10 protein-coding genes are annotated in these 13,505 nt (G+C 45.0%); 2 read left to right on the forward strand and 8 right to left on the reverse strand.

Annotated features, from left to right (window positions below; translation table 11 throughout):
* Nucleotides 1-227 precede the first annotated feature (227 nt).
* Together EDC56_RS00620 and EDC56_RS00625 are read left to right on the forward strand one after the other, a co-directional pair.
* Nucleotides 228-1,805 (forward strand): ATP-binding cassette domain-containing protein, encoded by a 1,578-nt coding sequence (locus EDC56_RS00620; protein WP_123710610.1) that lies wholly within the window; start codon nt 228-230, stop codon nt 1,803-1,805.
* A 426-nt stretch (nt 1,806-2,231) separates the two neighbouring features.
* Nucleotides 2,232-4,046, forward strand: a complete 1,815-nt coding sequence (locus tag EDC56_RS00625) for an ABC transporter ATP-binding protein (protein WP_123710611.1) — start codon at nt 2,232-2,234, stop codon at nt 4,044-4,046.
* Nucleotides 4,047-4,153: 107 nt separating this feature from the next.
* On the opposite strand, the gene EDC56_RS00630 is transcribed toward EDC56_RS00625, so the two are convergent.
* The 8 genes from EDC56_RS00630 to EDC56_RS00670 form a co-directional block, all read right to left on the reverse strand.
* Nucleotides 4,154-5,656: a hypothetical protein gene (locus tag EDC56_RS00630; protein ID WP_162844036.1), complete on the reverse strand. Its 1,503-nt coding sequence runs from the start codon at nt 5,654-5,656 to the stop codon at nt 4,154-4,156.
* A 272-nt stretch (nt 5,657-5,928) separates the two neighbouring features.
* Nucleotides 5,929-6,300, reverse strand: coding sequence for a hypothetical protein (locus tag EDC56_RS00635; protein ID WP_123710613.1), 372 nt, complete (start codon nt 6,298-6,300; stop codon nt 5,929-5,931).
* Between the two features lie 170 nt (nt 6,301-6,470).
* Nucleotides 6,471-7,586 (reverse strand): porin, encoded by a 1,116-nt coding sequence (locus EDC56_RS00640; RefSeq protein WP_148059267.1) that lies wholly within the window; start codon nt 7,584-7,586, stop codon nt 6,471-6,473.
* 482 nt (nt 7,587-8,068) lie between these two features.
* On the reverse strand, nt 8,069-8,584 hold the full coding sequence (locus EDC56_RS00650; RefSeq protein WP_123710616.1) for a YgjV family protein: 516 nt from the start codon (nt 8,582-8,584) through the stop codon (nt 8,069-8,071).
* A 484-nt stretch (nt 8,585-9,068) separates the two neighbouring features.
* Nucleotides 9,069-10,412: an alanine/glycine:cation symporter family protein gene (locus EDC56_RS00655; protein WP_123710617.1), complete on the reverse strand. Its 1,344-nt coding sequence runs from the start codon at nt 10,410-10,412 to the stop codon at nt 9,069-9,071.
* 261 nt (nt 10,413-10,673) lie between these two features.
* Nucleotides 10,674-11,969: a prephenate-dependent tRNA uridine(34) hydroxylase TrhP gene (trhP, locus tag EDC56_RS00660; RefSeq protein ID WP_245980652.1), complete on the reverse strand. Its 1,296-nt coding sequence runs from the start codon at nt 11,967-11,969 to the stop codon at nt 10,674-10,676.
* A 319-nt stretch (nt 11,970-12,288) separates the two neighbouring features.
* Nucleotides 12,289-12,621 (reverse strand): preprotein translocase subunit YajC, encoded by a 333-nt coding sequence (gene yajC / locus EDC56_RS00665; protein ID WP_123710619.1) that lies wholly within the window; start codon nt 12,619-12,621, stop codon nt 12,289-12,291.
* A 91-nt stretch (nt 12,622-12,712) separates the two neighbouring features.
* Nucleotides 12,713-13,486, reverse strand: coding sequence for an exodeoxyribonuclease III (locus EDC56_RS00670; RefSeq protein WP_123710620.1), 774 nt, complete (start codon nt 13,484-13,486; stop codon nt 12,713-12,715).
* Nucleotides 13,487-13,505: the final 19 nt, after the last annotated feature.

The following is a 13,505-nucleotide window of genomic DNA, read 5'->3' on the forward strand; positions in this document are numbered from 1 at the left end:
TAATAGCGTTTAGAATTCGAAAAACACTTTTTACGGAGCACTACGCCACGATGATTTACTAACACCTGTCATCCATCTTCATTTTTTATACTTTGGATTAACAGGGTTAGTAGGCGTAGCTTCGTCTTCTGCTTAACGGTATTTGTAGCATTGCTGCAACTCATTCTAAGCACTGCCATTCTCTACTCGCTACGCCTATTGCCACCCTGATACACAGGAGGCAATACATGCCACTACTTCAAGCACAGCAAATCAGTTACCAATTCGATAGCGGTGAAATGCTATTTAGCAATATATCCTGCAAGCTGTCGGCGCGACGCACCGGCTTGATCGGACGCAACGGCTGCGGAAAATCCGTGCTCGCCTCAATCTTAGCGAAACAGCGTAAGCCGAGTGATGGTAACGTGATACTAAACGGCAGTGTAGAAAGTTTTAGTCAACTCACGTCGACAACCGACTTAAGTCACTTGACTCTGCTGCAATATTTACAGCTCGACTCTATTTTAGGTGCGTTAAGGCAGGTAGAGCGAGGCCATTACGATGATAACTGCTTAGAAATTATCGGTGATAAGTGGCGGCTGGAAAACGAGCTCAAACTACTCTTTGCCGAGCTGGGTCTTAACGACGGTTTCAATAAAAAATGCGATGAGCTCAGCGGTGGCCAACTGACCCGCCTTAAACTGTGGAAGCTTCTTCATTCAGGGGTAGATCTGTTGGTTCTTGACGAACCCTCAAATCATTTGGATCACGAAGGAAGGCAGTGGCTAGCGCGGGAGATGGCACAGTTCAATGGCCACATCCTTCTTATTAGTCACGATCGTATGCTACTACGCCAAGTATCACAGATCTGGCATTTAAGCGGGCTCGGCCTGCGCCAATATGGTGGCAACTTCGATACATTCTTTGAGCAACAACAACTTGAAAAGTTAGCCATCGAGCGGCAGCTTGATAATGTGCAACGGCACCAGAAAAAGCTGAAGAAAGAAAGCCAATCGAACCGTGAGAAGGCAGATATACGGGCTAAAAAAGGTTTGCAAGATCGCCGCCAAGGCAGCCAGCCTAAGATTGCGATGAACACAATGCGGAGCATGGCTACAGCTTCAGCAGCAAATCGCGCCAAGAATGATCATGGCAGACGAGAACGGCTAGAAGCGAAATACCAGTCATTACAAGCCCGTCAAGAGAAGCTAAAACAGCAGGCATTCACTATTACAACAACGCACAGCAAAATAACAACACTCGTCAGCTTCACAGACTGCGTATTAGCCCATGGCATGCAACAACCTATCAGCTTTGTTGTTAAAACGGGCAGCAAAGTACATGTTTCAGGCCGCAACGGAAGCGGCAAGTCGACACTGTTAAAAACGTTACTAGGCAGGTTGCCTGTAGCTTCAGGTGAGGCCAGTGTGAACGCCCCACTCTATTATCTCGATCAACACTTCAGTTTGCTAAACAAAGAGCTATCATTGCTCGAGACGCTTAGCCTACACTGCCCTACCGTAGAAGAGCACCATGCACGAACAATGCTCGCCGGAATTGGCTTTAGGCATGAAAGCGTGCATCGCTTAGTCAAACAACTGAGCGGCGGTGAGAAAATGAAGTTGGCGATGCTGGTAGCTAGTCGGCAAGCTGCAAACCCTCTGCTGCTACTTGATGAGCCTGACAATCACCTTGATCTTGATTCGAAAACACTTTTAGCTAGGGCACTGAAAGAGTTTAACGGGAGCTTTCTTTTAGTCAGCCATGACCAAGACTTTATCTCAGAATGCGATATCAACTACACAATCGACATCAAGTTGCCATAGCAATATTATCTTGATATAAAAAAGCTGAGGGCGGACGCTCCTGCTACCCCCGTTAGCCTCACTAATAACTCTACTGACGATCCACTCTAGCTCTATGCGTCATTAACGTCGAGGATAGAAAATAGAGAAATATTACTATTTATTTCCAAAACAGACCGTGATTAGCTTTAAGCCGCCATAAATCAAAGGATCTGCCCTAAAACAACCTACTACGCTGTTGCGCCATTTGATACCCCCAAGGAAGTGGAAGCACATTGCGCCTACTAACCTCTAAATACTCGACTTTGTCCGTGCTAGCGCTTAAAATTTTCTGCCCTGTTTGCCATGGATAGCGCAACATGAATTCAGCACGGGTTAGCGGCCGTAGCGATTGAAGAGACTCAGCCAAAACTGGCCGGTCGCTCACACTTTAAAGGAATAAAAATAGTGGACAACAAAACACCCTCTAATTTCAGCATCGTTACCGTCTCGGCGAAATATATTTTTAAAAGCTTGCATGGAAAAAGGCTTCGTCAGATGGGCTTTGCCGTTATTTTAATGTGCCTTGCTGGCTGGATGACAAACTATCCCGCTATCCTATTGGGCGGGATGGTGACTGAAGCAACACAAACGGCCGTCTCTTTTTCGCTATTATATGACTATGCGATAATCGTAGGCTGCCTGCTCTTTGCACGCGAGCTTGTCGTCGTCTTAAGGAAGTATATTGTTGAGAAAATAGCCACCGAGCTGGAGCGAGATGAGTTTGTAAGTGTGGTTGCCCATCTGCTTAAGGTGGAGATTAATGTGCTCAGCAAAAATCAAGTCGGCGCATTAAACATCAAAGTTAACAGGAGTATTGAGGGCGTCATCAAACTAATTAAGCTTTGCTTTCTTGACTGCCTGCCCAACCTAATAACCGCCATCACAGCCCTCGTTATTGCCGCCTTATTTCACTGGTCTATAGCATTGGTGATGCTCGTCGTACTCATTCTTGGCGGCTCAGTGACCGCTTGGCAGGTCACCTCTCAAAAAGGTATTCGAATAGATCTATTTAGGGCGAAAGAAAAGATCGGCGCCAAGCTGGCGGAATTAATACTGGGAATTGAGTATGTTAGGGTTGCCGGAGCGAGCGAACGTGAGGTCGAAAAAACACGAGAAGTCGCAGCGAACTTGCAGGAGAAGGAGTTTCTGCATCATAAATGGATGATGTTCTTCGATGCACAAAAGATGCTGATTGAAGGCATTGGCTTTATCGCCGTTATTGCTATTGGCTTTTTCTTGCTGCAAAAACAACTCATAACTGCCGGCGACATTCTTACCTTTTCGGTTCTCTATATAGCAGCAGCGACACCGCTCAGGGATTTACACCGCATAGTGGATGAGGCTTTTGAAGCTAGCTTGATGATTTTCGACCTCCGCTCAATCTATGAGATGAAATCAGATGACTTGCTATTGGGACGCAAAGTGCCCGCCAAAAAAGACGCTATTTTCTTTCAGTGCGAGAATTTGTCAGTATTCATCGACGACGGCACGAAAGACATAAAAGTCTTATCTAACATTAACATGCAAATTCTATTGGGCCAAAAAATCGGTTTCGCCGGTGAGAGTGGCTCAGGTAAGTCAACCTTGTTAAAAGTTATGCTCGGCATTCAATCCTATGAAGGAAGCGCAAAGATTTTCGGCGTGGAAGTTAGGGATCTATCCAAGGATCATTTGGCTAAAATAATCTCATATGTACCTCAGTCTCCCTTCTTATTTAAAGGCTCGGTCATCGATAATGTTGCCTATCCTGATGAGCTGGAGTCTGTTGATATCGCAGAAGTAGAACATGCTCTCAGCGTTTCTTCTGCGACAAGCTTTGTTAACAATAAGTCTGAAGGCATATTGCACGAGCTTGATGAACAAGGTCGGAACTTATCCGGCGGCGAACGTCAGCGCTTAGCGATTGCCAGAGCGATTAGAACTCAGTGCGATATGCTAGTTCTCGACGAAGCAACATCCGCGTTAGATGCCGAAACCAAGGCCAGCGTAGAGGGGGGTGTAAGGGAATGCCTCGCAGATAAGTCGATTGTGACCGTTGCGCATCGCTTAAGCAGCATCGAGAAAGCTGATTATATTTACTGCTTTCAGCAGGGAGAGCTTGTCGAACAAGGCAATTATAGCGCCCTAAGCCGAAAGGAAGGTTACTTCAAGGAGCTGCTCAACAATGAGGATTTACGTAAAGTTAAGCTTGAACCTAAAGTAGAGTCGTTAGCGACTTGATCAACAAGAAAAAAGAGCATCCTAGCCCTATCAAAGGGCTAGCTGTAATCCATCTTACCTCTTTCTATCGATTACATTGATTATATTAACGACCTACCATTGAAGGCCTATTGAAACGCCCACCTTATAGTATAAGAGGACTTCAATGTAGGGTGCTGCTGGGCAAAGGAGGCCGTAAAAAACTCCCCCTGCTCTTTAACTGTTAACTGATAACAGTGGTCGACGACAAAGGCCTCGCTTGCCTCATCAAAAGTCGAATGTTCAATGATCAGCTCAGGTTGCTTGCCGCCACTCTTCTCAATAAGTTTTCGTGGGAAGTTGCATTGTATTGACAGAATACGAGTCGGTTTATTGATCCTACAATCAATTTGCTCAGTTTCATCTAGCTCAAAATACTCAGCAACCACCAACTTATCATCAGCTATAAAGTCTCGTTTAGCTGGCTCTAACAGATGGGAGAAATATTTCATCTCACCATTATTAATTGGCTCTGAGCCCCAGTCAGCATCAGCTATTTGAATATCTACCGAGTCCTTATTAATAGCAGAGTGCTCTTGATCAAAGCGATATTTCAATATATTACCGTATATTGCAATTGACTTGCTCGTAATATGCTTTACGTAGCCTGAAAAAGATAATTTTTGCAGGGCCTCTAACGAAGGATTCATATTCTCATCAAAGTATATTTTTATATCATAGCTATCAACGTGATGACGATAGGTGTCCTTATATTTCAAGAAGTTTTCAAAGGCAGACATTGCGGGCTTACTTTCACTGACCCTTGCTAGCGACACGAAGAAGGAAGATGGTTTAGCGATCTTTAAGCGACTAATAAACAAGCAAAGCCTAACGACCCACTTCATCAATCGCGAGTTTAAGATTGTCTGTGGTGCTTTGCTCGCAAGCAACTGGGGGATAAGCTGACCAAGCCAGAGCATAATAAGCGCATTTAGCAAACCCAGCTTAAAAGCGATGAAATCGATAAATGAAGGAATGCTAACAGTATGAATAACGCCTTTTATATTAGGGAAAGACGTCATTAGAGAGAATATTATCACTAACGCGACGACAAGAAGCTGACGACCAATAAGATAGTCCTCTATACCCTCTTTAGTTCTTATTAGCTTTTGTATTTGAGAAGCAATAGGATAACGATCAGCAACATTAGCAAGATCTTTATCAGCAATATCAATGATTGCTATTTGAGAGCCTTCTAAGAGTGCAATAAAGAATATAATAGCTACTGCAATCAAGATAACAAAGCCCGGCTGAATACCGAATTCAATAGTAGCTCTTGATTGTTCGTTAACAATAAGCCAAGTGAAAAGGCTAAACAGGCCGATAAAAGCAAGGTAAGAAAGTCCATCCGTAATAACGTCCAACCAACCTTTATCTTTATTCAGACCATCACCGTCATTTTCCCTAATCGTATCATTTAATTGAAACAGTTCTTTTTTAGAGATAGGTGGGTGGTTTTCGGGGCTATAGACCTTATTAACAATTTGAGCACAAACTTGCTCTTCAAGCCCCTGCCCTTTAAGCAGATCTTCAAGTATAACGGCATTTAATCCATTGTCGGCCTGTATCTCAGCCAATATCTTTTTATTCATGGTGCGGTATCCCAGCATAAAGGTAGCATAATGCTATTATTGCCACGTTATACCTGTGTCACCGAACTATCTGTCGTCAAGCTAACAACCTTGCCCATGACTCTTCTTTTAAATGAAGCCCGAGCCCAACAGCCTTGCCTGCATTTAAAAACGCTGTCTCTACTTGCCGCTAATAGCTTAGGAATTTTCAGCAGGTATAGTGCCGTGTTTATTATTGAACGTACCCTCCCTGCTTGAGGGAGCGATGTAAGCAACTTAAATACTCAAGTTTTTCAGCTTATATTGATCGATTCATTAGCGTCTAGCTCTGTCGACTCTGTTGAATTTATCCATTTCATTTCGAGCTTAAATACAAGCTCGCCCCTGGGTGCCCTTTCGTGGCGGATAATTAACTCAATGTTTTCATTCGGAAGCACAACTTCATTATTGTTAATATTAACGCGGCCCTCCTCTTGTATCTTACTACCAATACTTTTTATGTACTCACCGATTTGATGAGATGTAAGCTCTTCATTATGTATATTAAACAACCACTCAACATGATGTGGTGGACGATGTTTATGGTGACCTGCAGCGGCATGATGATGGGGTTTATGTCGCTTAGGACTGCCAATATGATGATGTGACTTAGGTGCTTTAGGCATAATATAAGCTCTTATTAAAAAATAATTATAAGTTATAATACTGCGACGACTGGCTTTTTTATCATTAAATTAATAGGCCTTGATTCGCCAAACATTACCACACTATGAGCAATGATTTACTTTTATTATCGCAACACCTCAAACAAAGAGGCGCTGCAACTTAATACATATTAAAATTTAAACCATATGCCTACACCGGCAATTTTATCTGTTTCCTCATTACCATCATAACCTGAAACATAGGAATAGTTTCGCGCAGAGATATAGCTGCTAAGAGTGATCACATCGGTTAATAGATAATCATAACCCAATGTCAGTTGCCTTGATTTTGTAGCGTTTTGCTTCAAGGACTCACTGGTAAAAATTAGCTCATTATCTGTCTCACGAGACTCAGAAAGCTGCATTTTGTAGATAGATCTTTTATTAGAATAAGCAGCATTGAAAAGAATAGCGTATTGATCATCATCCTGGGTGTTGGTCGCTAACTCTTTATGCGCCTCGGACTCTTGTACTACAGCGGTGTAGTAGAATTTCCCCGTTACATACTGAAGAATAATCCTGTTGATATCACGGTTAGCTATGTTTCTATCGGCTGCAAATAGCAAATAGATACCAAGATCCTTGCTAGTATAACTCAGAGCTTGCGATAACCCCGTCGACTTCCCATCACCTGTTTCCGTTTCTTCTTCTGGGCTTAGTGTCATAAAGTAATCAAAGTCTTTCAAGGTAGGGCTTTTGTAACCAACCATATGATCTAAGCGATTCTTTCCCATCAACGAATACTCATAATCTGCACCTGGGAAATTATGAAATAGATCGGTGGTTAGATTAGTCAACTTTGATTTGACGGTTTTTTTCAGTGCAGAATCATGACGACCCGCCATCACCTCACCCCAAATAGATGACTTAATACCCACTGCTTGGTTGCGTGAATAAAGCTCTTTTCCAACGCCGACCTCGTACTTGTAGACTATCTTTAGGGTCTCTATCATGGTCGGCAGCTCACCCTTAACACCAAAGCGTGAAGAGAGAGTATTTACCTCTGTTTGAGAGAACTCACCATCGCCGTAATCATCTATTTCATAGTTATCATTAATTTTATTGTAGCCATGATTACTATTGAGAAACACCTCCGCCCTTCCATATACCACTACTGAAGAAGGATTTTTTGCCCAGTACTCCCATAACGGGTTCATATCTTCAGTATCTTTATCCTCTGCTATAGCGGCAGCTGATACTAGGGGTAATGCTAAAAGCAAACTACGTATTTTGGTTATATTTTTCACTGTCAATTCAATCCCTGAAAGCGCTAATTATTATTTTTGGCAACACCTATTACCGGTTAACCCTGTTATTCTTGCTGTCATCGAATTCCCGTTCGATGTATCAAGCAGAGTATTTTCTCAAAATTATCACTCTTGTCATGCAGCGTGTTAAGCACCCTGCATTAAGCCGAACCTTCCCAGCTTTTGAACACCCCTACTACATTACCAGTGCAGCAGTAGAAAATAGCACGTTTTTAGCACAATTTTTGTTATTGCTCATGATAACGGCGACCAAACCCGTAGCTATCGGGTGCTCGTTTGTGGTAGCACAAGATACAGGATCCCGCGATTAATTAGAAGGTAGCTAGCCGAGAGTTAGTGTAAAATAATTCGACGCGTCACAAACACTACCATTCTTTATTTAATCAGCCTATCGCCCATGGCATACATGAGCAAAGTTCTTGGCGTGGATGCCTCGCTAACTCCTCGACACCAAGCCCCTGCTATTGCTCCCACGACTGCCGTGGCTTCTTACGCATATAATCGTGATAATATGCCGCGAGATTACTCACAAAAAATAAAATCTCCATCGCCACCGCTGCTGGAGAATGAACAAGATAGTTGTTCAAGATCCAGCAAGCGGCGCCAACCATCATCAACTGCCTTAGGCGCTCTCCTTCTTTCTTAAAAGCCGCCATGGTTTGAAAAATGGCCCCACTACAACTCAAAATACTGACTAATCCAGCATAGGTGTAAGCCGCTGCCAAAATCGACAATCCACAGAACCAGAACATCAATTTCGGTGAGGTTGAAAATACACTGGTCAAATATCGAAAAGTTGCTAGTACCATTAGCGTGGCGGCAGTCCACTGCTCAAGCAGGGCAAAATGAGTTGCGACCAACACCCCGGAACAAAATAAACAAGCAACAATACTACCCCGACCTTTAAAATAAAATGAAATCAGGTCGAAGAATATAGCAGCAACAATCAACATTTGAGAAATATAAAAGAACGACATCAACAACCTTAAAAAAAAATACGACAGCGACAAGAGCTACCTATCAATAACTCTACATATAAATATTAAATACAAAAATTACCCTATAAAAAGTATAGAATTATAAAATCAATTTATAGAATACAAAATATCGTTCAAAGAAAAACATTCAGAATACTTATCTAACAACCCAGCCAATAAACCTTACCCAGGCATCTTTTAGGGATGCAAAAGAAAAAGATATTTGCAAAAGCAATCACGACATACCTGTCATTAAAAATATTACCTTGCTTTTAACAATGCGGCTATAGCGTGCTTTGCGAAAGGGGTTAACACAGATCAAATGTATGCGGCTTTTACATAACTAGTACGATCGTACGCTTTTGAAATCATAGGCTTTATGCTTCTCATGTGTTAGATGACAACATGACCCTTTCCCACTTTACGCTATAGCTCAGAAACAAAAAAGCCGGCAAAGTGCCGGCTTTTTAGTCTAAAGAAACAGTTAGGCTTTCTGTTTTTCCCAATACTCTCGCGTTAACTTAAAGACTACTGGGCTTAGTAGCGCTAGGGCAATAAGGTTAGGTACCGCCATCAAACCATTCAACGTATCAGCTAACAACCAGACAAATTCAAGGTTGGCCATAGCACCTAGTGGCACGGCAAGCACCCATAAAACACGGAAGGGTAACACCGCTTTATTACCGAAGAGGTATTGAACACAACGCTCACAATAGAAGGACCAACCCAGAATTGTCGTGAAAGCAAACACGCTCAACGCCACCGCAATCACTACCCCCCCTATCGGCATGGTTGACTGGAAGGCATGTGAGGTTAGTACTGCACCGGTTTCACCGCTGGTCCACACTCCCGTGACCACAATCGCCAAGCCGGTAATCGAACAGACGATAATCGTATCGATAAACGTGCCCAACATGGCAACTAAGCCCTGACGCACCGGATCGTTCGTCTGTGCCGCCGCATGGGCAATCGGCGCGCTACCGAGACCCGCCTCATTTGAGAATACGCCACGAGCGACACCGAACCGTATCGCCATCCACACCGCGGCGCCGGCAAAACCACCTTCAGCCGCATGACCGGTAAAGGCCGACTCCAGCACCAGGGCAATGGCCCCTGGCAACGCTTCAATATTCAACGCCAACACAAAGAGCCCCAACGCCAAATATGCAACGGCCATAAACGGCACCAGCACACCGGCAACAGAAGCGATGCGCTTAACGCCACCGAGAACCACTGCCGCCGTTAATACCATCAGCACTAAACCTGTAATCATCGGATCAATTGCAAAGTTCTCTAAAAGTGCCTCGGCAACAGAGTTTGACTGTACTGAATTGCCGATACCAAAGCCTGCCAACATGCCAAAGATAGCAAAGGCTGTTGCCAACCAGGTCCACTTACTGCCTAGGCCATTCTTGATGTAGTACATCGGGCCACCGCGGTAGTTACCCTTTTCATCGACCTCACGATACTTCACAGCGCAGACTGCCTCGGCATATTTCGTCGCCATACCGACCAGCGCAGTACACCACATCCAGAACAGCGCGCCCGGTCCACCGAGTGCAATCGCCGTGGCCACACCGGCTATATTTCCCGTACCAATGGTCGCCGACAAAGAGGTCATCAAAGCATTAAAAGGGCTGATCTCCCCTTCTTTCTCATCGCCCTTACGGCCCGCAAACAACAACTTAAAACCATGCCCTAACTTAGTAATCGGCATCAATTTCAAGCCAAAAGAGAGAAACAAGCCGACACCTAGGATGAGCGTCAGCATAGGCACGCCCCAAACTACGCCATTAATGGCGCCAATAAACGATTCAATCGTTTCCATAAAACAGACCCTTTGTTTTTTATGGTTGATTTATAATGACAACTCAAGAGAGTCGATAAGTTTTTATCATTCTAAGCAGGTCAAAAACAGGTACTATCCCTTATCTGACTGCGCGACCTACATAGTGGGACAATACGCTACCATAACAAAGCGATCAGCGGTTATCTTAAGTGTTGTTAATGGGTTTTTTCTGCTATTTTGCGATCCATCAAAAAAGGCGGCCGAAGCCGCCTTTTTGAGTACGCGCTAAATATCTAATGGCTACAAATCTCGAACCAATAAGCCAAGATTTGCGTCGGCATCAATCGGGCAAGGGATGGTCACAATATGACCTGAACCTGGTGCGACATCCACAGACTGACCTTTTTTGTTCTCGATATTCTCAAGTGAGAAGCGACGATTGCCCGCAGGTGTCATCAGCTCGACGCTATCCCCGACTTCGAAACGGTTTTTCACATCGATGGTGACTGTGCCACGTTGGCGATCTTGGTCGACAACCTCGCCGACGAATTGCTGGCTGGTCGGCAAGGAGTTGCCACGCTCGTAATTCTGGTATTCGTCATGGACGTGACGACGGTAGAAGCCCTCGGTATAACCACGGTTAGCAAGTGCCTCGAGGTTATCCATGCCCGCCATATCGAAATCACGACCGGCAACCGCATCGTCAATCGCCTTACGATACACCTGTGCCGTCCGTGCCACATAGTAATGTGACTTGGTACGCCCTTCTATCTTGAGTGACTTAACACCCATCTCAAGCAAGCGAGGGACATGCTGCAATGCCCGCAGGTCTTTGGAGTTCATGATATAGGTACCATGTTCATCTTCGAAGGCCGGCATATAATCATCGGGACGACCCGATTCCTGTAGCAGATACATCTGATCTGTCGGCTCTCCGGCCCCCAGTGTTGGCTCAATGCCGTCTTCAGGCGTCCAACTCTCCACTGCCGTGGCAGGTATAATATTACCGCTACTCGTCTCTACTGCCTCGTGGGCATCGTACTTCCAACGACACGCATTGGTACAGCTGCCCTGATTCGAGTCACGCTTGTTGATATAACCTGAGAGCAAGCATCGTCCAGAATACGCCATACACAAGGCACCGTGTACGAAGACCTCCAGCTCCATCCCCGGCACCTCCTGACTAATCTGTCCAATCTCATCCAGTGAAAGCTCGCGAGAGAGAATCGTGCGGGTCAACCCCATCTGCTGCCAAAACTTAACACTCGCCCAGTTGACGGCGTTAGCCTGCACAGACAGGTGGATATTAATGTCGGGCCATTTCTCACGCACCATCATAATCAAGCCAGGGTCTGACATGATCAAGGCGTCTGGCTTAAGGTCAATTACCGGCTCAACATCTTTCAAAAATGTCTTTAACTTGCTGTTATGTGGTGCAATATTGCTCACCACATAAAACTGCTTACCCGCTGCATGTGCCTCATTGATACCCACTTCGAGGTTAGCGAGATTAAACTCGTTATTACGCACGCGCAGGCTATATCGGGGCTGACCCGCGTATACCGCATCAGCGCCATAAGCATAGGCATAACGCATGTTACGCAACGAACCCGCTGGCGAGAGCAATTCAGGTGTAAAAACATCGGATTTAGACAAGATTGAGGCCTCTTTGCAGGAGAGAGTGTAAATTTGGCCGGAGTGTACCATATTGCCGAATCATTTCACTGTCTTAGCCGCAAGGCCTACGCAATGTCCCTGAAATGGTCAATAAATTCCTTAGCTTTACCTATCGACGGATCAAAAATAAGATCTTGTATCCATCAATCACTCGACTCCAGTGCATTGCCGCTACATCGAGATAATAAAAAACCCGTGCCACAACGTGACACGGGTTTTTCTGGCCAAAAGAAAATACTTAGATTTTCTTCAGTGTGCCCTTTGGCAGTACAGCGTGTACCGATGACTTCTGGAACTTAAGCTCGACATTGTCTGACACTTTCAATACAACATAGCCTTCATCAAGGCTAACAATCTTACCCAGCATGCCGCCGGTAGTCATGACTTCATCACCTTTAGCCAGCTCATTCATCATCGAGGTATGCTCTTTCTGACGCTTACGCTGCGGACGAATAGCAATGAAGTAAAAGACGACGAACAAACCGCCCATAAATACCAGCTGAATAGGGTCAAAACCTGGCGCTGCGGCGGCAGCATCTTGTGCATAGGCCGATGGAATAAGGAAACTCATAAGGGAAAAGCCTCAATAGGTAAATCTAGGGTTAATGGCCGGTAACATACAGCGTTTAAAGATGCTTATCAATATCACCGGCAAGTATTCATTATAGCTCGCCGCTGTAGTCGATACTCAACGGTGCATGATCGCTAAAGCGTTGCTCTTTATAGACAGAACTGCTCAGTACTCGCTCAGCGATCGCTGGCGTAACCACCTGATAATCGATGCGCCAGCCCGTATTATTAGCCCAAGCTTGGCCCCGCGTCGACCAGAAAGTATAGGTATGAGGCTCTTGCTCGATACAGCGGAAAGCATCCACCCAACCGGCATCACCAAACAAGCCATCCATCCAGGTACGCTCTTCAGGCAGGAAGCCTGAGTTCTTCTTGTTGCCCGTGGCATTTTTAATGTCAGCCACAGTATGGGCAATATTCCAATCGCCACAAATGATGACCTCTTTATCACGCTTCTGCAGCTGCTCAAGATGCTGCATGAACTTGGCCATAAAGTCGTATTTAACATCTTGACGCACATCGCCAGCAGTACCGGAAGGCAAATACAGTGAGGCGACATAGGTGTTGGCGTATTCAGCGATGATGTAGCGTCCTTCACTGTCACAGGGGTCCCAACCTAAGCCTTTCACCACCGACAGTGGCTCGGACTTACTGTAAATCGCCGTGCCGCTATAGCCCTTCTTTTCGGCATCGAAGAAGAAGCGGTGATAGCCCTCAGGCTTAAAAACATCATCACCAAGCTGCTCTTCCTGTGCCTTGGTCTCCTGTATACAAACAACATCCGCCTGCTGCGCCAACATCCAGTCGAAGAAGCCTTTCTTTGCAGCGGCACGAATGCCATTGGTATTTACTGAAATAATTCTCACGTACAACCCTATCTCATTT

It is taken from the genome of Sinobacterium caligoides, from assembly GCF_003752585.1.
Taxonomy (GTDB): domain Bacteria; phylum Pseudomonadota; class Gammaproteobacteria; order Pseudomonadales; family Sinobacteriaceae; genus Sinobacterium; species Sinobacterium caligoides.

What these genes read in the sequence shown, in the direction of transcription:
- EDC56_RS00630 (WP_162844036.1), bottom strand. Translation starts at nt 5,656, where the DNA reads ATGAATAAAAAGATATTGGCTGAGATACAGGCCGACAATGGATTAAAT.
- EDC56_RS00635 (WP_123710613.1), bottom strand. Translation starts at nt 6,300, where the DNA reads ATGCCTAAAGCACCTAAGTCACATCATCATATTGGCAGTCCTAAGCGA.
- EDC56_RS00655 (WP_123710617.1), bottom strand. Translation starts at nt 10,412, where the DNA reads ATGGAAACGATTGAATCGTTTATTGGCGCCATTAATGGCGTAGTTTGG.
- EDC56_RS00650 (WP_123710616.1), bottom strand. Translation starts at nt 8,584, where the DNA reads ATGTCGTTCTTTTATATTTCTCAAATGTTGATTGTTGCTGCTATATTC.
- trhP (WP_245980652.1), bottom strand. Translation starts at nt 11,969, where the DNA reads ATGCGTTATGCCTATGCTTATGGCGCTGATGCGGTATACGCGGGTCAG.
- yajC (WP_123710619.1), bottom strand. Translation starts at nt 12,621, where the DNA reads ATGAGTTTCCTTATTCCATCGGCCTATGCACAAGATGCTGCCGCCGCA.
- EDC56_RS00620 (WP_123710610.1), top strand. Translation starts at nt 228, where the DNA reads ATGCCACTACTTCAAGCACAGCAAATCAGTTACCAATTCGATAGCGGT.